This is a genomic window from Candidatus Eisenbacteria bacterium (assembly GCA_005893305.1).
In the GTDB taxonomy this organism is placed as follows: domain Bacteria; phylum Eisenbacteria; class RBG-16-71-46; order SZUA-252; family SZUA-252; genus WS-9.
On the sequence record VBOZ01000034.1, the window covers coordinates 13,858 to 35,691 of the forward strand.

Here is a 21,834-nt window from a genome sequence, read left to right on the forward strand (position 1 = left end):
CGCCGGACGATTCAGGGCATCTCGCCCGGGCAGCTCGACGTCGTCGGCCAGTGGAAGTCCCGGGACAGCGTGGTCCCGATCTGCCTCACCGCCCAGGTTCCATGCGACGTGCAGAACTTCGTCTTCACCGGCGCCGGCCTATTCTTCAAGGGATTCCGGAACAACCAGCGCCCGGACGGGACCTTCATCCTCCCGTACCCCCCCGGGAACCCCGCCGATCAGGACAGCACGGCGCGCCTCTATGTGGACGCGTCCTCCCTGGCAGGCTTTCCGACCCAATACGCGGTGACATCGATCGATACGGTTCGGCAGGTGAACGCCGACTTCTATGAGAGCCCCATCGACCCCACGCAGATCGTCCTGGTCGTCCCGTCGACGCCCCCGGCGAGCAACCTGGAAACGGTGGGCGTGGTGCCGAATCCATACAAGGAATCCGCGCAGTGGGACCCGGCGCCGAATCAGAGGCGGGTGCACTTCATCCATCTTCCGCCAGGCTCCACGGTCCGGATCTACACGTCCTCCGGGGAGCTGCTCCGGACGCTCATTCAGGACCCCAACGCCAATCCAGGCGGCGCGAGCGGGGATTTGGCGTGGGATCTACGAAATGACAAGGGAAGACCGGTCGTTTCCGGAATCTATATGTACACGGTTCATCCGCCCGACGGACGCACCCCCCGGAAGGGCCATTTTGTCATAATCAAGTAGGCCGCCCGTCCTCGGCGAGGCCCACCGGGCGGCCCGGAGGTGTCATGAACCCCCAGACCGTTCCTGCCCCGGCCGAGAGCGCTGAGCGCTCTCCCGGCGCCGATCCCGCGTCCCGCGCCTACCTGAACCTGATCGGCGGGAAATGGGTCCCCGCGCGTTCCGGACGTACCTTCGAGAACCGAAATCCCGCGCGCTCCTCCGATCTGGTCGGAACGTTTCCCGAATCCGGGTCCGAGGACGTGGACGAGGCGGTTCGGGCGGCGAAGATGGCCTTTCCGGCCTGGCGCCTGACCCCGGCCCCGCGCCGGGCTGAGATCATCTACCGCGCCGCCGAGATCCTCCGCGACCGCAAGGAGGCCTTGGCGCGCGCCATGACGCGCGAAATGGGGAAGGTCCTCGCCGAGACCCGCGGCGATGTCCAGGAAGCGATCGACATGGCGTACTACATCGCCGCGGAGGGGAGGCGCCTCTTCGGCGTCACCGCCCCGTCCGAGCTGCCCAACAAGTTCGCGATGTCGGTCCGGCAGCCTTTGGGCGTCTGCGGGCTCATCACGCCGTGGAATTTCCCGATGGCCATTCCTTCGTGGAAGATCTTCCCGGCCCTGGTCTCGGGCAACACCGTCGTGATCAAGCCGGCCACCGACACGCCGGCCTCGGCCCACCACCTGGTCGAGGCGCTTCTCGAGGCCGGCGTGCCCGCGGGAGTCCTCAACATCGTCCACGGCGGGGGCACCGCGGTCGGGGTCCCGCTCACGGCGCACCCCGACGTGAACATGATCTCGTTCACCGGATCCTCCGAGGTCGGGAAGGGGATCGCGGAGCGCACCGCGCGGTCGTTGAAGCGCCTGTCGCTCGAGCTGGGCGGGAAGAACGCGCAGATCGTCATGGACGACGCCGACCTCGACCTCGCGACGGAGGGCGCGCTCTGGGGCGCGTTCGGCACGACGGGCCAGCGGTGCACGGCGACGAGCCGCCTCATCGTGATGAAGCAGGTTCACGACGAAATGGTCCGGCGCTTGAGCGAGCGCGCGTCGAAGCTCCGCCTGGGCGACGGGCTCGACCCCGCCAGCGAGGTGGGCCCCCTGGTCAACCGCGCGCAGCGGGACAAGGTCCACTCGTACGTCGAGATCGGAAAGAAAGAGGGCGCCAAGCTGGTCGCGGGGGGAAGCCCCGCCGAGGAAGGGCCGCTCCGCGAGGGCAATTTCTACCGGCCGACCGTCTTCGACGGCGTCACGCCCACGATGCGGATCGCGGTCGAGGAGATCTTCGGTCCGGTCCTCTCGATCCTGACGGTCTCGTCCTTCGAAGAGGCGGTCCAGGTCCAGAACGCCACGCCGTACGGGTTGAGCTCCTCGATCTACACGCGGGACGTGAATCGCGCCATGCGGGCGATCCGCGACATCGAGGCGGGGATCACCTACGTGAACGGACCGACAATCGGCGCCGAGGTGCAGCTCCCCTTCGGCGGTGTGAAGGAGACCGGGAACGGTCATCGCGAGGGCGGTCCGACCGTCATCGACGCGTTCACCGAGTGGAAGTCGGTCTACATCGACTATAGCGGCAAGCTGCAAAAGGCCCAGATCGACCGGTAGGACGGGCGCTGCGCCCGCGCCGCCGCGCGAAATCGACGGTGTCCACGACCGAGAGAGAGGCTTTGGTGATCGCTCCTGGGGCCACGGCGCGCGCGGCGCCGCTCGCACACGTGCTGCGCGGGGGACACGTCGAAAGCGTCCACCGCGGCCACGTCGCGGTGGTGGACGATCGCGGCCGGCTCCTCGCCTGGGCCGGCGAGCCCCGGTCGATGATCTTCCCGCGCTCCGCCTTCAAGCCGTTTCAAGCGCTGCCGTTGGTCGAATCGGGCGCCTTCGCGCGCTCGGGATTGGGCGCGGACGCGCTCGCCCTGATCGCTGGCTCCCATAGCGGGACCGACCGGCACGCGGCCCTCGCGCGGACGATCCTCGCCGCGGCCGGCGCCGACGAGTCGGCGCTCCGCTGCGGGTCCCATCCGCCCTACGATGACGCGACCGCGGAGGCGCTCCGGGCGCGGGGAGAGGCCCCGACCCCGATCCGCCACAACTGCTCGGGGAAGCATGCCGGGATGCTCCTTCTCGCGCGTTTCCTCGGGACGCCGCTCGCCGGCTACACCGATCCGGATCACCCGGTGCAGCGCCGCATCTTCGATCGCTTCGCGACCCTCGTCGCGGAGCCGTTCGTGGATGCGACGCCAGCGATCGACGGCTGCAGCGCGCCGACCCCTCGAATCCCGATCCAGACGCTTGCCCATGCCTTCGCGCTCCTCGCGCGCGGGCGGGACGCCGCGGGCGCGGAGGTCCCGGCGCTCGACGAGATTCGCGAGGCCATGCGGGCGCACCCCGATCTCGTCGCGGGCGAGGGCCGCCTCGATACGCTGCTGATGCGAGCGGCGCCCGGCATTGTGGCGAAGGCGGGCGCCGAGGGCGTGCACGCCGTTGGGGTCCCGGAGCGCGGCATCGGCATCGCGATCAAGATCGAGGACGGGTCGCGCCGGGCGCTGGGGCCCGCCGTCGTCTCCACGCTGGAGTACCTCGGCGTGATCGGCGCGGCCGAGCGCACGTCGCTGGCCCAGCACGCGGGCGAGCGCCTCAAGAACTTCGCCGGCATCGAGGTCGGCGAGATCCGGGGCGTCGCGCGCCTCGAGCGTGCGGAAGCGGGATGAGCGCGAGGACGGAGGCGGCGACCAAGAGCCGGCGCGCGGCCGAGAGCGCCGCGGGGAACGAGCGCCCGAAGAGTGTCTACTTCTTCGGCGACGGGCGCGCGGAGGGGAACGCGCGGATGCGCGATGTGCTCGGCGGCAAGGGAGCCGGGCTCGCGGAGATGACCAACGCGGGGATCCCGGTGCCGCCCGGATACACGATCACCACCGCGGCCTGCCGCCAATTCTTCGAGGCGGGCGGCCGCCTCCTCGACTCGATCATTCAGGAAGAGGAGCACGCGCTCCGGCGCCTCGAGCGCTACCTGGGCCGCCGGCTGGGCGACCCCGAGAACCCGCTCCTGGTCTCCGTCCGCTCCGGCGCGCCGATGTCGATGCCGGGAATGATGGACACGGTTCTCAACCTGGGTCTGAACGACCAGACCGTGCTGGGGATCGAGGGACGGAGCCAGAGCCCTCGCTTCGCGCTGGACAGCTACCGGCGGTTCATCCAGATGTACTCCGACGTCGTACTCGGCATCCCCCGCGCGCTCCTCGAGCGCGAGCTCAGGCGCACCAAGGCGCGCGCGCGGGTCGAGCACGACGTCGACCTCACGCCCGAGCATCTTCGCGGGCTCGTCGATCGCTTCAAGGCGATCGTCCGCTCGGAGATCGGGGTGGATTTTCCCCAGGACGCGCGCGCCCAGCTGGCCGGCGCGCGGGACGCGGTCTTCCGCTCGTGGAACACGGAGCGGGCGGTCCACTACCGCCGCATCCACTCGATCGCCGATGACGTGGGGACCGCGGTCACGGTCCAGGCGATGGTCTTCGGGAACCTCGGCGCCACGTCGGCGACCGGCGTCGGCTTCACGCGCGATCCGTCCACCGGCGAGCCCCGGTTCTACGGGGAGTACCTCCTGAACGCGCAGGGCGAGGACGTGGTGGCCGGCATCCGGACGCCGCGCCCGATCGAGGAGATGGAGCGCGAGCTGCCCGAGGCGTACGCCCAGCTCCGGGAGATCACGTCACGCCTGGAGCGGCACTACAGGGACGTCCAGGACTTCGAGTTCACGGTCGAAGAGGGCCGCCTCTTCATGCTCCAGACGCGGCGCGCGGCGCGCACCGGAATCGCCGCGCTCCGGATCGCCGTCGACATGGTGGAGGAGGGGCTCCTGACCAAGCGGGAGGCGATCGAGCGCGTCGAGCCCGACCACCTGGACCAGGTGCTCCACCCGGTGCTCGACCCGGCCGCGAGGCGCCGGCACGAGCGGATCGCGACCGGGCTCCCGGCCTCGCCCGGCGCGGCGGCGGGCGCGATCGTCTTCACCTCCGAGGAGGCCGCGCGGCGCGGCGCACGGGAGCGCGTCATCCTCCTCCGCGCGGAGACCTCTCCCGACGACATCGCCGGGATGCACGCGGCGCAGGGAATCTTGACGGCGACCGGCGGGATGACCTCGCACGCCGCCGTCGTGGCGCGCGGCATGGGGAAGTGCTGCGTCGCCGGCTGCTCGGCGCTCCTGATCGACGAGAGCGCGCGGACCGTTCGCGTCGGCGGACGGACGCTCCGCGAGGGCACCTTCCTCTCGCTCGACGGCTCGAAGGGCGACGTGCTCCTGGGGGACGTGCCGACGTCCGATTCCGAGGTGGTGCGGGTCTTGACCGGCCGCTTGAAGCCCGAACAGGCGCCCCTCTACCAGCGCTTCGAGCGGCTCACCGCGTGGTGCGACGAGGAGCGGCGCCTCCGCGTGCGCGCGAACGCCGACGTCCCGCGCGACGCCAAGATCGCGAGGCAGCTGGGCGCGGAGGGGATCGGGCTCTGCCGCACCGAGCACATGTTCTTCGCGCCGGAGCGGATCCCGCACGTCGTGACGATGATCCTGAACGCGCAGCAGGCGCGCGACGCAGGGATCCGGATCGCGCGGCTCAAGGCCGAGCTGGCAGAGGCGCCGCGCTCCGAGCGGCCCCGGATCCGAAAGGAGCTGGAGCGGGAGCAGCGAGAAGGGCGGGAGCCGATCCGCGCGTTCCACGGCGCGCTCGCCAAGCTCCTTCCGCTCCAGCGAGCCGACTTCAAGGGGCTCTTCCTGGCGATGGAGGGCTGCCCGGTCACGATCCGCACCCTCGACCCGCCGCTCCACGAATTCCTCCCGAAGCGGGATCAGCTCGAGAGAGAGATCGCCGCGCTCGGCCGCGCGCGGAAGGACGATCCCCGGCGCCGCCGGCTGGAGCGGACCCTCGCGAAGGTCGAGGAGCTCCACGAGTTCAACCCGATGCTCGGGTTCCGCGGATGCAGGCTCGGGATTCTCCACCCGGAGATCACGCGCATGCAGGCGCGCGCGATCTTCGAGGCGGCGGCGCAGGTGCAAAAGGCGGGGAAGCGGGTGATCCCCGAGATCATGATTCCGCTCGTCGGGGACCCCGAGGAGCTGCGCCGCCAGCGCGCCGAGGTCGAGGCGGTGGCGCAGGAGGTGATGCGGCGGCTCGGGATCACGGTCCCCTACACCATCGGCACGATGATCGAGGTGCCCCGCGCCGCGATGCTGGCGGACGAGATCGCGCAGCACGCCGACTTCTTCTCCTTCGGGACCAACGATCTGACGCAGATGACGTTCGGCTACTCGCGGGACGACTCGGGGCGTTTCCTGCCCGAGTACGTCGGGTCGGGCATCCTGCGCCACGATCCCTTCGTCTCGATCGATACGCGCGGCGTGGGAACGCTGCTCCAGCGCGCCGCCTTCGCCGGCCGCCGTGCGAAACCGGGGCTCAAGATCGGAGTCTGCGGCGAGCACGGCGGCGATCCCGCCTCGATCGAGTTCTTCGAGGTGGTGGGGCTCGACTACGTTTCGTGCAGCCCCTTCCGGATCCCGCTCGCCCGTCTCGCGGCCGCGCGGGCCGCGCTTCGCCGGGCGTGAGCCGAGGCGTCGCGACGGCCGATGTCGTGGCCGCCGCGGAGACGGGCGCCGTGAAAGCGGGCGCCATCCGCGTCGACGCGGTCATTCCCGCCTGGAACGAAGCCGAAGCGATCGCGCTCGTCCTGGACGCGCTTCCGCGGCCGCTCGTGCGGCGGATCGTCGTTTGCGACAACGGCTCGACCGACGGGACCGCCGAGATCGCGCGGGCCCACGGGGCGGTCGTGGTCCACGAGCCGCGGCGCGGCTACGGCGCCGCGTGCCTCCGGGCGCTCGCCGCGCTCGAGGCCGACCCGCCCGACGTGGTGCTCTTCCTGGACGCGGACATGAGCGACGATCCGGCCGAGGCAGCGCAGATCCTCGAGCCGATCCTCACCGGTCGCGCGGATCTTGTGATCGGTTCCCGGACGCTCGGAGAGCGGGAGCCCGGCGCGCTCACGCCGCAGGCCCGGTTCGGCAACTGGCTCGCCACCCGGCTTCTGCTCGCGCTCTACGGCGCCCGGTTCACCGACCTCGGGCCGTTCCGCGCGATCCGATTCCGCTCGCTCCGGGACCTCGGCATGCGCGACCGGGATTTCGGCTGGACGGTGGAGATGCAGATCAAGGCCGCGCGCGCCGGTCTTCGCACCGCGGAGGTTCCGGCCCGTTATCGGAGGCGGATCGGGCGGTCCAAGATATCGGGCACCGTCTCCGGATCCGTGCGGGCCGGGATCAAGATCCTCGGCACGATCGCGGCGGACTTCGCGCGCCGGGGTCCGCCGCGCCGCCCGCGCCCGAGCGGCCGCCGCGGCGGTGGGGCGCCTTGACCCGTCTCCCCGGCGCGCGGTACCATCCGCGAATCTTGCGACCAAACGGCGGCATCCCAACCCTTTTGGGCCTTACCCTCTTGGTCCTGGCGCCGGCGGCCGCCGCGTACACGCCTCCCCCCCTTTTCCGCAACACGGCCAATATCCAGGATTCGGATGTCTGCAAGACGTGCCACCTCGACATCACCGAGCAGTGGCAGCGGTCGAGCCATTCCCGGGCCGATCGGAACAAGAATCTCCTCTTCGGACGGATGTACTTCCAATCCCTGAAGCTGACGCGCGGCGAGACGTGGCTCAAATGCGGCCCCTGCCACGAGACCGTCCAGTTCGTGAACCAGGACTTCAACAATCTCCGCCCCGTGAGCGGGGAGGGCGTCACCTGCGCCTACTGCCACGCGGTCGATAGCCCGGGAAATCGCGACGGGATTCCTCCGTTCACCCTCGATCTGGCCCACTATTCCGGCACGATTCGGATGCCGGTCGCCACGCCCGCCCACGGATCGCAATACAGCGCCTACATTCACACGTCGGAGTACTGCGGCGGCTGCCACACGTACAAGAACCAGCGCGGCGTGCCGATCAGCGATACCTACGGCGAATGGAAGCGCTCCAAGTACGCCAAGCTGGGGATTACCTGCCAGACTTGCCATATGCCGGGCGGACCGGGCCGGATCTCCTACCTGGGACCGGCGCGGCCGAAGGTGCCGGATCACACGTTCAGCCCCGAGGCGGTCGAGCGCGCGCGGCCGGGCAAGTCCGTCGGCTTCACGCTCCGCGCCGAGAAGATCCGGTCGGGCGATTCGCTCCGCGTCTTCGCGATGGTCTCGAACCTGGGCTGGGGCCACTCACTCCCGACCGGCAACGATCAGAAGATCGTGTTGATCCGGCTCCGCGTTCTCACCAAGTCCGGCAGCATCGTCTGGGAGAACGATCCGTTCACCGAGTGGAACACGTCGGTCTTCGGCGTCATCCTCGCCGACGAGCTTGGATTGTGGCCGGCGGACACCTGGACGGCGCACTCCGTCCTCACCGATCGGAGGATCAAGGCGGGGCAGAGCGCGATCGTTCGCTACGACGCCCCGCTCGGAGATCAGAAGGGCCCGTACAAAGTCGAAGCGCAGCTCCTCTATCGCGGCGCGCGACCGAACACCGTCGAGACGTACAACCTTCCCGATGACGTCTACGGCGTCGAGCGCGAGCTCGCCGAGACGTCAATCCAGGTCCCCTAGGCCGTGTTCGCCGAGGACCTGCTCCGCGACGTGAGGCGCGCGGGCTTCGCGCCCACCGCGATCGCGACGTACGTGCGGAGGATCGGCGCCCGCGCCGTGGGCCGGCTGCCCCGGAACGTGGAGCTCGTCCGCTCGGTCGCCGCGACCGCCCTGGTCCTCTTCGCGATCCAATTCTGCGGCGCGCTCCTCCTCTCGTGGGCGTTCGGCAGGAGGACCGGCGTCTCGTACCTGATCTCCTCGAGCGCGGTCCTGCTCTTTGTTTCGTTCTGGATCCTGACCCATCTCGGGCTGATGCACGCGACGCGGGACGACCGGCCGATGCGCCGGATTCCGTTCCCGGTGGCGCTGACCATGCTCCGGTTGGTGTCGATTCCGGCGATCGTGCTCTTGATCCGCGACGGCGCCTGGCCCGTCGTCGTGTGGCTCTACGCCGCGAGCGCCTCGACGGACGTCATCGACGGCGTGATGGCGCGCGCGTTCGGATCGGAGTCCCGAATCGGATCGGTCCTCGACCCGCTCGTCGACATCGCCTTCAACTCGTCGGTCTTCGTCGCGCTCGCCTCCGCGCGCGAGCTCCCGTGGTGGGTCGCGGGGCTGATGCTCGGCCGCTACGCGCTGCTCGTCGCCGGCACGTTCTATCTCTACGTCTTCCGCGGCCCGGTACGCATCCAGCCGACCGCGTTCGGAAAACTGACGGGCGTGCTGACGACGGTGCTGCTCGGGCTCCTCCTCCTCGGGCTCGCGTCCTGGAGTGACGCGACGCGGGGCCGCCTGAAGGAGGTCTTCGACGTGGGCTTGGGGGTTCTGGCGTTCGCCACCATCATCCAGGTCGTCTTCATCGGGCTCGCGAACCAGAAGGCGCTCGAGCGGGAGCCGGCCGCGGAGGAAGCGCCCCGAGCCGGTAAGGTCGTCGGGGACGTGCGCTGGCCAAGAGGGTAATTCCCGTCCTGCCGGTCCGACATCTCCCGCCTCACTCCTGACCCTCCCCAGACGCCGCCCGGTCTGCCCTTCGCATTGCATCCTGCAATGCCAGCGTATGCCGGACGCCCGTCCCCGGAAGCTGTTCCCCACTAGTCGCTTGCAAGCAAAGCCCGGACACGCGATTGGACCCAGCCGGGCCTGACGCGCCGGCGTGCCCTCCGTGGCATGTCTCTTGCGCTCCGGAGCACCGGTAAATCCCTGGGGCACAACGATCGACCCTCTTTCACGGAGCTGATTCCTGCTGATGCGGCTCACGGCGGGCCTCGTGTTCGCTCGATTCTGTCGACACCGCTCGGGCGTTGCTTGCCTCGTCGCGGCCGCGTTGGGCCTCGCCTTCTCTTCGGCCCCCGCGATCGCGGGCCCGGGAAGCGGGACCGCCACGATCGCGGGATCGTCGGCGGTGGTGGCGGGCGCGAGCGGCACCTGGGCGATCACCTACGTCGCGGCCGAGAACTTCGGCGCGCTGTTAGGCGGCCAGATCACGATCGAGATCCCGTCCGGATGGACGGCCCCTCAATCGAGCGATTCCAGCTCCGCCGGCTATGTCCGGCCGGAGCCGCCCGACCATGTCACCCTGCTCTCCACGTCGGGCCAGACCATCACGGTCCAGCTGGGCGCCCTGCCGGCGACGCCGTTCCTGGCGGGCGACTCGGTCACCGTGGTCTACGGCTGGGGCGGAGGCGCCGCCGCGGCCGTGGCCGACAGCGTGGCGCCTGCCACCGCGACGTTCACCGTCACCAGCGACCCGCTTCAATCGGGCTCTCCGGCGCCGATCGCGTCGTCGCCGACGCTCGCGGTGGCTCCCGATTCCGTGACTCACGTGCGCGTGGTCGATCCCGCGATGACTCCCGTCGGGGTCTTCACGCGGAGCGCCGACGAGGACACGACCCGCCTCCTTCTCCTCGGCTACGACCGCTTCGATAACCCGGCGCGCCTCGTCACGGGCGTCTGGACCGTGACCGGTGGCATCGGGACCGCGTCACCCGCCACCGGAACCGGAACGGTCCTCACGCTGACCGGCGCCGCGACGGGCTATGCGGTGGGGGACAGCGGCGTATGGGCCGACTCGACCGGGCTCATCACCGTGACGCACGGCGCGTACGCCGGGCTCCTCATGAACGCCGACGTCATCGCGACCGCGGGGGCGCCGCTCGGCGGGAATGTGACCGCGGTCGACGCCGACGGGAACGGGATCACGACCGGCCCCGGCTCGAGCGCGTCGATTCTCTTCGCTGCGTACGCCGACTCCTTGGGCGGAGCCGCGGCGGACCCGAATTTCGTCTCGTCGGCCGCGACCCTCTCCGGCGGCACGTGGAACTCCACCTTGACGGCGCGCCGCGCGGGGACGTTCTGGCTCGCCGCGCGCGACACGACCGCGGGGTTCGAGACCTCGCCCCGCCGGCGGATCGACGTCGCGCCGGCCGCGGCCGACCACATCACGGCCCGCCCCGACACGCTCCATCTCGTCGCGGGCGTCATGGACACCGTGACGGTCCTCGTCTTCGACCTCTACGGAAACCGCGCGCCCGTGCCGGCGAACGAGACGCTGACGCTCTGGACCGACCGCATCGTCGGACGCTTCTACGATTCGTTCGGCTCGATCGTCTACGAGGGCATCCTCGCCGCGGGGGCCGACTCGGTCGACTTCCGGTACCGGGACACGCAGGCGGGCGCGGGGGTCGGCCGCCTCCGGGCCATCGACGCGAACGGCTCGGGCCCCTCGCTCGGCGCCGCGGCCGCGAGCGTCGTCACCTCGCCGAACGTGCCTCTGGGATTCTTCACGGTCCAGGCCGCGCCGGACACCCTAGTCGCGGACGGCGTCGACTCCTCCCTTGTGACCTCGGAGGCCGTGCGCGACGGGTACGGAAACGTGGTCGCTGCGGGCGAGCGGTTCACCGCGTTCGGCACGCTCGTGGCGCCGATCACGGACGTCGATCCCGGCACTCCGGGCGCGCAGTGGGTCGCGGCCGCGGACGGCACGGTGAGCGGCTGGGTGGGCGCCGGGCTCGTGAAGGGCGCGGGCCTCGACTCGATCGCGTCCGAGCGCGGCGGCGCGAACGGCAAGGTCGCGATCCGGCTGATCGCCGGCGCTCCGGCGGGCGCGATCGCGCTGGTCGCCTCTCCCGACTCGCTCGCGGCCGACAGCGTGGCGACCCGCGCCCTGGGCGCGGCCGGGCTCCACGACGCGAACGGGAGCGCGGTCGAGAACGGCGAGCCGTTCACGGTTTCGACGACCCTCGGCTCGATCGCGTCGCCCGATCAGGATGGGGCGACCCCGGGGATCCAGGTCCGCGCCTCGGGCGGAGCGATCTCGTTCACGCTCTTCGGCGGCGACTCGATCGGGACCGCGACCGTTTCCGCCGCTTCCGCGCGGGGGACCGCGGCGGGGAGCGTCAACGTCCGCCTCGTCCCGGGCGCTACGAGCGCGGCCAAGTCCTCGGTGGCCGCGACGACGCCCGCGCCGGTCGGTGGCGTCGGCAGCACGGTCGCCGTCACGCTCCACGATTCGCAGGGCCATCCGATCGCGGGCGTTCCGTCCGACTCGATCTCGGTCGGCGTCTCCGGCGTCTCGGCGACCGTCACGCCGCAGGGCGCCTCGACCGACGGTGCGGGGCTGATCGAGCTCCGCGCCACCGCGACGGTCGCGGCGCCCGGCACCGTCTCCGTGACCGTGCGCGGCGTGACGCTCGCCGATTCGCCCACGATCGTCTTCCAGCCGGGGCCGCTCGACCACTACGCGCTTGCGGGACCGGCGGGGCCGTTGACCGCGGGCACCGCGGACGCGCTCCAGGTCGGCGCCCGCGATTCCTTCAACAACTCGATCCCGGGCCTCTCGGGCGTCGTCCTCCGTCCCACCGTGCTCGGCGGCGGCGCGACCGTGCCCGACTCGGCCACGATCGCCGGCGGTCTCGCCGCGGTCCCGTTCACGCCGACGGCGGCCGCGCCGCTCACGATCCAGGTGCGGGACGACGCGTCCCGAACGGTCACCTACGGGCCGGTTCCGGTCACGCCGGGTCCGTCCTTCCGCGTGATCGCGGTCGCGCCCTCGGCCGACACCCTCGCCGCGGGCGACTCGGTCGCGGTTCGCGCGCGGCTCTTCGACGCGTGGGGGAACACGGTGGCGGGCGGCCAGGTCGTAGCCTCGGTCGTGGCCGGAGGGGGAACCGTCGCGCCCGCGGCCGACGCGGCCGACGCCTCTGGATTTGCCGACTTCATGCTTCACGCCGGCTCCACGCTGGGCACGCTCGGGCTTCGATTCCTCGCGGCGGGAAGCGCGGCCGAGGACTCGGTCCGCGCCGACACGCTTCAAGTCACCGTGATCCCGGCGGGGGCCGTCTCGCTCCGCGTCCTCCCCGACTCGCTCGGCTGGATCGCGGGCGCCCCGGTGCGCGTGCGGGTGGAGCCGCTCGACGCGTTCGGGAACGTCGTGCTCGCCGACACCGCCACGATCGTAATGCGCCCCAGCGGCGCGCTCCGGTGGGCGCCGGCGTTCGGCGCGCTCTCGGGCGGCGCGTTCGTGACGTTCGCGAGCGATACGATCGCGGAGTCGGTCTCGCTCGCCGCGGACCGCGTGGGCGGGGGCACGGGGAGCGCGGGCCCGGCCGTCGTGGCGCCGGCCGCGGCGGCTTCGGTCGCCATCGCCTCGGGGGACGGTCAGACCGCGATCGTCGCCCGCGAGGTCGCGTCGCCCCTTCGAGTCCGCGTGCGCGACGCGTACGGAAACCTGACCCCGGGCGCCTCGATCGTCTTTGGGGTCGCCGCGGGGAACGGATCCGTGGACGCGATTCGGGGAGGCGCGGCCGATTCCGTCGGGGTGAGCGACGGGTCCGCGGTGGCGGCATGCGAGGTCGCGCGTCTCGGGACGGTCGCCGGCGTGGGGAGCGACGCGTTCCGCGCCCGGCTCCTCATCGCCCCCGCGGCGCAGGTGCTCTTCACCGCCAGCGCGAGCCCGGACACGGCGGCCTCGCTCTCGCTCTCGCCACCGTCGCTCTCGCTCGCCGCGGGCGGCGTGGCGAACGTCACCGCGACGGCGCGCGACCTCTTCGGAAATCTCGCGCCCGGCGCAGCCGTTACGTTCTACGTCGGCGCCCCTTCCGCGGGCACGCTCGAGTCGCTTGGGTCGACGTCGGGCGGAAGCGGCTCGCAGAGCGGCACGACCGGGGGCGCGGGCGCGCTCGCCGTTCGATACCGCGCGCCCGCCACGACACCCGCCGCCGACTCGATCTTCGCCCGCGGCGCGTCGATCGCCCCGGTCGGCATCCGCGCGACCGTCGGCGCGGCCACGACGGCGTCGCTCCAAGTATTGCCCGATTCGCTCGGATGGATCGCCGGCGACCCGGTGCGGGTGCGGGTGCGCGCGATCGACGCGTTCGGGAATCCGGTTCCGGCCGACACCGCGACGGTCGGTCTGTCATCGGGCGGGAGCGCGACCTTCACGCCCGCGTTCGGCGCGATGACGGCCGGCGAGTTCGTGACCTTCGCGCGCGACACGCTCGCGGAGTCCGTCCCGAGCCTCGATGCCTCCCGGGTGGGTGGAGGGACCGGCAGCGCGGGTCCCGTGACGGTGCGGCCGGCGTCGCCCGCGGGCGCGATCGCGATCGCCGCACCGCGCGACACCCTGACCGCCGATGGCCGGAGCTCCGTGACGGTGGCGCTTGGGCCGGTCCGCGACGCGTTCGGAAACTTAGTAACGACGGGCTCGCTCGTTCTCGTGAGCGCTACCGCCGCGTCGCTCCTGGCGCCGGATGCCTCTCCGCTCCCGGGGCTCGATCTGGCGACCGCGTCCGACGGCCGCGCGTCGCTGGTCCTGACCGCCCCGGCCTCGGCGGGGGCCGACACGCTCCGCGCGTGGACGCGGGTGGGGGCCGCCGCCGGGCAGCACGCGTTCGTCTACGAGCCGCCGCCGTCCCTCGCCTACACGCCGGGCACGATCGCGCCGCAGGTCGTCGTTCCAGGATCGACGTACTCATTCCGCGTGCGCGTGACCAACACGGGGACCGGGACGATCCAAATCGGGACGGGGACGACGATCTCGTTCGGAGCGGGGGCGATGGCGTACACCGCCGCGCTCGCCGCGCCGGTCCCGCTGGTCGCGGGGCAGTCCGATACGCTCCGGTTCGCCGCGGGCGGGGTCTCATCGATGCTGACGCCGGGGACCTACGCCCCCGCGCTCCGCGCGGTCGGGACCGACGGGACGGGCGACGCGTTCGACTTCTACCTGAGCCTCGCGGGCGGTCAGGTCCACGCAGCGGGGGTGAGCGCCGCCGGGGTCAGCGCCTCGCCGTCCCCGGTGCCGCTCGGCTACGGCGCCCTGGCCCTGGTCTTCGACGTCACGAACCCCACGACCCTCGCGGCGACAATCGACGCGGCGAGCCTTGGCTACACGATCGGCGCGTTCACCACGGTCGGCGTGGCGCCGTCGCTCCCGGCCGCGCTCCCCGCGGGGGGAACGACGCGCCTCACGGTCACGGTGAGCGTCCCGCCGAGCGGGATCCCCGACGGCACCGTCGTTGGCGCCACCCTCACCGCGACCGCCGGCTTCGGCGGGTCCTCGGTCGTCGGGTCGAACCTGACGCGGCTCTCCTTCCAGGTCCAGTCCGCGGCCCGCATCGTCGCGACGACGGGTGTCGCGCTCCCCTCGCGCTATCTTCGCGCGCGGACGTTCGGTCCCACCGTGCGCGTAAGCAATACGGGTACCTCGACAGTCACGCTCGCGCGCGGCACGACGCGCCTCGTGCTCGAGCACCCGGGCGGAGACCTCCTCTCGACCGGGCTTAACGCCGCGACGGCGGTCCTCGGGAGCGACTCCGCGTCGCTCGTCTTCGACTCGCTCGCGGTGCCCGCTTCCGTCGCGCGCGGGCGCTACGCCGCGCGGCTCTATCTGAACGGCACGGAATCGGGACAGGCCTTCGCCGACACGATCCCGCTCGATCCCGACAGCGTCTCGGTGCTCGAGCCGCCGCTTCTCTCCGTGGTCGGACCGCTCTCGCCCGATTCCGTGAGCGCGGGGCAGACGCGCCCGCTTCGACTTCGCCTCGCGAACGGCGGCGACGTGGCCTTCGACCTGGATCCCGGGACGATGCTCCGGCTGGGCTCGCCGCTCTTCACCGATCTCTCGCTCGGCGTGGCGGCGGCGCTTGGGCCCGGCGCGGCGATCGATCTCGACTTCGCCGGCGCGCCGCTCGGGTCGCCGCTCTCGCCGGGGAGCGCCGCGGCCACGCTCGAGGCGCGCGGAACCGAGGACGGCCGCTTCCGCGAGGAGGCGATCGCCGCGGGCCTGCTCGAGGCGCGTCCGCCGGCCGCGATCGCGTTCGTCGCGGGCTCGACCGTTCCCGACACCGTTCGCGCGGGGCAGTCGTACGACCTCTCGGTCGCGGTGCGGAACAGCGGGGGCTCCCCGATCACGCTCGATCCCGCGTCATCGCGAATCCTGCTTACGGACGGTGTCGAGCAGGTGGTCGCGTTGGGCTCGGGAGCGCCCGTGGCTCTCGGCCCTGGCGGCCAGGCGACGCTCTCCTTCCCCAGCGCCGCGTTCCCGGCCGCGCTCGCGAGCCAGCCGTACCCCGTGACGCTCTTCCTCTACGGGAGCGAGTGGGGCCAGGCGGAGAGCACGCAGGTCGCGTCGCCCCAATCCGAGATTCTGGTGATCGAGCCGGCGGCCGCGGTCCAGATCCGCCCCGTGGCTGCCGCCGCGCCGATCCAGGCAGCCGCCGGCATGGCCTCGGTACGGACCTGGGGGCTCGAGCTCATGGCGCTTGTTCCTCCCGGCGGCGTCACCGCCGTCCACCTGACGACGCTCCGGCTCACGGTGCTCACCGACGGGAGCGCCGCCGGCGCCCCTTCGGCTGCTCTCGGCACGATCGCGGTCCGCTCGACGACGGGCGCGCTCCTCGCGCAATCGGCCGTCGGGGGCGCCAATCCGGTTACGCTCACGCTCTCCACGCCCCTCGCGATTACCGCGGGGGCCGAGTCGCTCTACGTGGAGGTCGGGATCGCCGGCTCGGGCGCGGCCCGCGCGGTGGCGCTCCGCGTCGCGGCGGACACCGACGTTCTGGTGCTGGAGGACCTGACGGCGACCCCCGTGCCGGTGCGCGGGGGAGGCGGGGTCGCGTTCTCGCCGCTCACGTCACCGACGCTCACGCTCTTCGATCGGGCGCACGGCTACCCGAATCCGTTTCGCGCGGGTCGGGAAGACGTGCGTCTCTCCTACCTCCTGACCCAGGACGGCGCGGTGCGCGTGAAGATCTACACGCTCCTCGGCGACCTCGTGCGGGAGATCGCGCTCGCCGCGGGTGCTACAGGGGGCACGCGGGGGCTGAACGAGGTCCCGTGGGACGGGCGGAACGGGAAGGGCGAGCTGGTGCGGCCCGGCCTCTACGTCGCGCGGATCGAGGGCTCCGGCGCGAGCGAGCAGATCAAGGTGGGGGTGCTCCGATGAAGGCGCTCCGCTCGGTCTCGCTCCTGCTGCTCCTCGTCGCTACCCAGGCGATCGGGCCCGCCGCCCATGCGTACGCGCAGTCTTCGGGCGCCGCGGGAACGTCGAACCTGCTCGCGTCGCCCGGGAGCTGGCCGACCACGGGCGCCTTGAGCGGAACCACCGCGCTCGGCCTCGATCCCTCGGCGGTCTACTTGAACCCCGCGGGACTCGCGGACCAGGACGAGCGCACCTTCCTCGTTCACCATGGACTCCTGCAGTTCGACACCTCCTGGGATCTGGCCGCGGTCGCCTATCCGATCCCCGGACTCGGCGCCGCGGGGCTCGGCCTCGCGCGAATCGGCTCCTCCGGCATCGAGGCATACGACTCCGCGAACCAGCCCCTCGGCACGATCGGCTACAGCGAGACCTCGATCGCGGTGAGCGTGGCCCGGCGCGTCTACGGCCCCATCGGCGCCGGGATCTCGTTCAAGGTATTGAGCCAGTCGCTCGGCGCCGTATCGGCCGCCGCGCCCTCGATGGACCTGGGCGCCGTCTATCGTCCGGAGCTGCTCCGCGGCGGACAGGTCGGTTTCTCGGTCCAGAACGTCGTGGCCGGATCGCTCGATCTGGGCGGGGCGACGTCGAGCCTCTCCCGCTCCTTCCGCCTCGGGCTCGCGAGCCCCGAGTGGCGCTTCGGACGCCTCATGGCGGGGCGGGCCGTCGCCGACCTCGCGCGCGAAGGGGTCATGAAGACGCGGCTCGGCGTCGAGGCGACCCGGCTTGGGATCGGCTCCCTCCGCGTGGGGCTCGACCGCGGGCGTCCGCTCTTCGGATTCGGCATCAACTGGCGCCGGTACGGGCTGGACTTCGCCCTGGCGCAGGGGGAGATCGAGGCCACCAAGCAGCTCGCGCTCCACGTCGCGTGGGGCGAGCCGCTGAGCCAGTACGAGGAGCGCCGCCGCGCCGAGTACGCGAGGGCCGCGGAGGACTCGGTGCGGGCGCGCCGCGCGGGGCTCGTGGCCCGCGATCGCGCGAAGGCCGAGCAAGCGGAGTCGATCGGCGACTGGGAGCGCGCGCTTCTCCTCTGGGAGATCCTCGTTCGCGAGCGGCCCGACGACAAGACCTACGAAGCGCGCGCGGCGGCGGCCCGGGTCGAGATCCAGGCGACCGCGAAGCGGGAGGTCGAGGCGGAGAGCGGCCGGAGGGTCGCGTCCACGATCGCTTCCATGACGCGCGCGTCGCTTCGGCGCGGGGACGTCGAGGAGGCGACCTGGATCTGGCGCGGCTTCGCTCCTCCGGGACACCCACCCACGGGGGTCGCGCCCGAGAGCCTCGCGGCGGTCGAGGCCGAGCTCCTGGTCGCGCGTGAGCGCGCCGCGGGGCGCGCCGTCGCGCGCGCCGACTCGCTCCGGCTGGCGGGGCGGGTGTTCGACGCCGCCGAACAGGCGGCTCTCGCGCTCCGGCTGAAGCCCGACGACCCGCAGGCGCAGGCCGTCTGGGCCTCGCTCCAGGTCCTGGTCCACAAGAGCGCGGACACGGCGGCGACGCTGGGTAGGAAGCTCGAGACCCTGACCGCGGTGCACGAAGCGTCGCAGGCATTCAACGAGGGGCGGTACACGGACGCGCAGGTCGCCGTCCGCCGCGCGCTCGCGCTCGAGCCCTCGAACATGGAAGCGCGCGCCTGGCGCGACCGCATCGAGCGGCGGCTCTCGACGCCGAAGCCCGAGGTCGATGCCCGGATCAAGCAGCTCTACATCAAGGGGATGGAGGCCTTCTCCTCGGGCGACTACCGCGAGGCGCTCAGGAACTGGGAGCAGATCCTCGTGCTCGACCCGCTCAACGAGAGCGCCCGTAGGAACGTGCTCGAAGCGCGCGATCGGATGAAGTCGGAGGCGAGGCGGTGAAGCTCGCGAACCGCCCGATGGCCCCGCGCCGGTTCCACCTCCGCGTGGCCGCCGAGGAGCAGCACCTGGCCGAGATCCGCGACTTCCTCCAGGAAGTCGGCGAGAAGCTCCTCATCCCCGGCCGGGTCCTCGCGAACACCAAGCTGGCGGTCGACGAGGCGTGCACGAACATCGTGAAGCACGGCTATCGGGGGGTGGCCGGCTTCATCGAGGTCGTGGTGACCGGGAACGGACGCGAGTTCTCGATCGCGATCCACGACCAGGGAAAGAGCTTCGACCTCCGGAACGTCAAGAGCCCGGATCTCAAGATGTACGTCGAGACGAGGAAACGCGGCGGCCTCGGCGTCTTCCTGATGAACCAGCTCATGGACGAGGTGCGCTACCGCGCGGGCGACGACGGCAACGTTCTCACCATGTCGAAGCGGCTGGGACGCTCCCGCCGCCGGCGCCCCGGGAAGGATCAACCGCGCCGCACGCTTCGCTTCACCTACACGGTCCAGGCCTTTGGCGCGATCACGCTGATCGTCGCCCTGGCCTTCGGCGCGATCCACCTGCGGCAGATCGGCGGTCTGGAGGAGGAGGTGCTGGCCCAGGCGCGCGCCTCGGCCGCGAGCCTCGCGGGATCGGGCCTCGACGTCCTGTTGCGGAAGGAGCCGATGTCGGTGGAGCAGACCCTTCTGAATCAATCGATCCGCACGCTCCTTCGCTTCCGGCCCGAGTACGCGGCGGCCCGCGTGATCGACGCGGCGGGCCGGGTCTGGGGATCGGACCGATTCGAGGAGCTCTTCTCGACGCGGACGCTCCCGCAGGGCGCGCAGGCGGTCACGCCGGGAGCCCGACCGGGTGGCAGGCCGGGCCCGCCCGTCGCCATGGTCGAGCCCGCGAACGGAAAAACGCGCGAGGTCTATTATCCGATCCTCGAGCCGTCGGCAAGAACGCAGCGGGCGCTCGGCTGGATCCAGATCGTGGTGCGCGAATCGGCGATCGCCGAGCGGATCAGCGGCGCGCGCATCGAGCTGGCGACGATCGCGCTCTTCACGCTCCTCCTCGGCTACATGCTCTCGGCCATCCTGATCACGATCTTCGTCCAGCCGATCCAGGCGCTCTCCGACAGCGTGCGGGCCATCGGAGAGGGCACGATGGTCGCCGACATCGGCGCGTCGGGGAACGACCAGATCGACGACATCGCGCGCGCGTTCAACGAGGTGACGGCCAAGTTCCGCGCCGCCCAGGGCCACCTGATGGAGCAGGAGCGGATGCAGCAGGAAATGCAGGTGGCGCAGGAAATCCAGCAGATGCTCCTCCCGCGCAAGGTGCCCGAGCTGGAAGGGTTCGAGCTCGGCTACCTCTACCGCGCCGCGAAGGAGGTGGGGGGCGATTACTTCGACTTCTTGACGGTCGACGAGCGCACGGTCGGCGTCGTGGTCGCGGACGTCTCGGGAAAGGGCGTCCCGGGCTCGCTGGTCATGACCATGATCCGCACCGCGCTCCGGATGGAAGCCCGCGGGAACCGGTCGGCGTCGGACGTGATGGCCAGGATGAACGCCTTCGTGACCGAGGACATGAAGAAGGGGATGTTCGTGACCATGTTCTACGTCGTGCTGGATTCGGTGAACCGCGTGGTCACCTACGCGAGCGCCGGACACAACCCGATGATCCTCTACCGCGGGGAGGAGGACTCGACCTACTTCCTGAAGCCGAAGGGGATCCCGGTCGGGATCAACGTGCCGGACGAGGAATTGTTCCGGAAGACGATCAGCGTGGAGAAGCTGTCGCTTCGCGAGGGGGACATGCTCGTGATCTACACCGACGGCATCACTGAGGCGATGAACCCCGATCGGGACCAGTTCGGCGAAGCGAGGCTCCTCTCCGCGATCAAGCGGTACGGCCACATGACGTCGCAGGAGTTCGCCGAGGCGCTGAATCTCGAGATTCAGGAGTTTACGGGCGGCGCGCCGCAGAACGACGACATCACGCTCGTGGCCATCAAGGAGAAGGTGCCGGTCGAGGCGCGGCTCGAGGAGAACCGGCGCGAGCTCTTCCGGTTGATCGAGGAGGAGGGGATGCCGGTGGCCGAGGCGTGCGCCAAGCTCCAGGTCGCCTCCTCCACTTATTACAAGTACAAGCGCCGCGTGGAGGTCATGGGAGGGGAAGAGGGCCTGAAGCCGACCCGGCCCCAGGCGCCGCTGGCGCGAGCAAGCGTTGAGGAGGAGGCGGCGATCTTGGAGATCGTCCGGGCCGAGCCGTCGCTGGGGGCCAAGCGAGTCTGGGAGATCCTCAGGGCCACAAATCGCTGCCGCGCCGACCTTTCCGAGAGGGCGATTTACGAGATGTTTCGCAGGAAGGGCCTCAACACGAGGGAAAAAAGGCTCGAGTTCAGCCGCAACGGAACCGATAAACGAATGGCGAGGCTCGCTCGGGCATTGTCGGAGGGCCCGGCGCCGACCCCGACCGAGCAAGGAGGAGGGGAAGCATGAAGGGAATCGACGTTTACGTCGAGGAAGCAGCCCAGAACCGAGGCGTATCGGTGCTGCGAGTTTCGGGCTACGTCGATACGACGACCAGCCCCGACCTCGAGCGCAGGCTTCAGGCGCTTCTGCGCGACAAGCGCTTCCACATCGTGGTCGACCTTTCCGGCGTCGAGTACATCTCGAGCGCGGGGTGGGGGATCTTCATCAGCGAGATCCGAGAGATCCGCGAGCAGGGCGGCGATCTGAAGCTCGCGGGGATGATCCCCGACGTCCGCGAGGTATTCGACCTCCTCGAATTCGAGAACATCCTGAAATCCTACGCCGACGCCGATCTGGCCATCGCCTCGTTCGGCCAGATCACGCCCGCGCCCCAGGCGTCTTCGGCGAGCGCGGCCGATGCCTCCGGCTCCGCGCAGTCCGCGGCGAGCAAAGGCCCGCAGCGCTCCGAGACGGTCCTCTCCGACGAGGACCTGATCCGCGAGATCGCGCGGCAGCACCCCGAGTTCGGCCTCATGCGCATCCAGAAGGAGCTTCGCCGGCCGGAGCGCGGGGGGCGCGACTTGAATCCGGTCCAGATCTACGTCCTCCTCCGCAAGCTCGACCTCGACACGCGCGAGCGGCGCGTGGCCCTCGCAAAGGAAAATCAAACTTCGACGCGGCGCTAAATCAAATCCGCTTGACCGGCGGGGGAGCGCGCGCTTATCGTTCGGCGCACGATCCCCCGCGATGCTTTTCCGCCTTCCTCCG

At 71.1% G+C, this 21,834-nt stretch carries 11 protein-coding genes; all 11 read left to right on the forward strand.

Annotated features, from left to right (window positions below):
• Positions 1-69 precede the first annotated feature (69 nt).
• The 11 genes from E6K79_11150 (at position 70) to E6K79_11200 (ending at position 21,752) form a co-directional block, all read left to right on the forward strand.
• On the forward strand, positions 70-705 hold the full coding sequence (locus tag E6K79_11150) for a hypothetical protein (GenBank protein ID TMQ62964.1): 636 nt from the start codon (positions 70-72) through the stop codon (positions 703-705).
• A 44-nt stretch (positions 706-749) separates the two neighbouring features.
• The gene (locus E6K79_11155) at positions 750-2,297 is read left to right on the forward strand and encodes an aldehyde dehydrogenase family protein (protein TMQ62965.1); all 1,548 of its coding nucleotides are present in this window, start codon (positions 750-752) and stop codon (positions 2,295-2,297) included.
• Between the two features lie 8 nt (positions 2,298-2,305).
• Entirely contained in the window at positions 2,306-3,400 is a 1,095-nt protein-coding gene (locus tag E6K79_11160; protein TMQ62966.1) for an asparaginase, read from the forward strand.
• On the forward strand, positions 3,397-6,282 hold the full coding sequence (locus E6K79_11165; protein TMQ62967.1) for a pyruvate, phosphate dikinase: 2,886 nt from the start codon (positions 3,397-3,399) through the stop codon (positions 6,280-6,282). Before E6K79_11160 ends, E6K79_11165 begins: the two co-directional genes overlap by 4 nt.
• A complete protein-coding gene (locus tag E6K79_11170; GenBank protein TMQ62983.1) occupies positions 5,658-7,085 on the forward strand; it encodes a glycosyltransferase in 1,428 nt (475 codons plus the stop codon). The genes E6K79_11165 and E6K79_11170 overlap by 625 nt, the downstream gene beginning before the upstream one ends.
• Positions 6,539-8,314, forward strand: a complete 1,776-nt coding sequence (locus E6K79_11175) for a hypothetical protein (GenBank protein ID TMQ62968.1) — start codon at positions 6,539-6,541, stop codon at positions 8,312-8,314. Before E6K79_11170 ends, E6K79_11175 begins: the two co-directional genes overlap by 547 nt.
• A gap of 3 nt (positions 8,315-8,317) precedes the next feature.
• A complete protein-coding gene (locus E6K79_11180; protein TMQ62969.1) occupies positions 8,318-9,253 on the forward strand; it encodes a CDP-alcohol phosphatidyltransferase family protein in 936 nt (311 codons plus the stop codon).
• A gap of 286 nt (positions 9,254-9,539) precedes the next feature.
• Positions 9,540-16,733, forward strand: a complete 7,194-nt coding sequence (locus E6K79_11185; GenBank protein TMQ62970.1) for a T9SS type A sorting domain-containing protein — start codon at positions 9,540-9,542, stop codon at positions 16,731-16,733.
• Positions 16,730-18,616 carry a hypothetical protein gene (locus E6K79_11190; protein TMQ62971.1) on the forward strand — a complete coding sequence of 629 codons (1,887 nt, stop codon included), beginning with the start codon at positions 16,730-16,732 and terminating at the stop codon, positions 18,614-18,616. Before E6K79_11185 ends, E6K79_11190 begins: the two co-directional genes overlap by 4 nt.
• A complete protein-coding gene (locus tag E6K79_11195) occupies positions 18,613-21,093 on the forward strand; it encodes a HAMP domain-containing protein (GenBank protein TMQ62972.1) in 2,481 nt (826 codons plus the stop codon). Before E6K79_11190 ends, E6K79_11195 begins: the two co-directional genes overlap by 4 nt.
• Positions 21,090-21,752 carry an STAS domain-containing protein gene (locus tag E6K79_11200; GenBank protein ID TMQ62973.1) on the forward strand — a complete coding sequence of 221 codons (663 nt, stop codon included), beginning with the start codon at positions 21,090-21,092 and terminating at the stop codon, positions 21,750-21,752. Before E6K79_11195 ends, E6K79_11200 begins: the two co-directional genes overlap by 4 nt.
• Positions 21,753-21,834 lie beyond the last annotated feature (82 nt).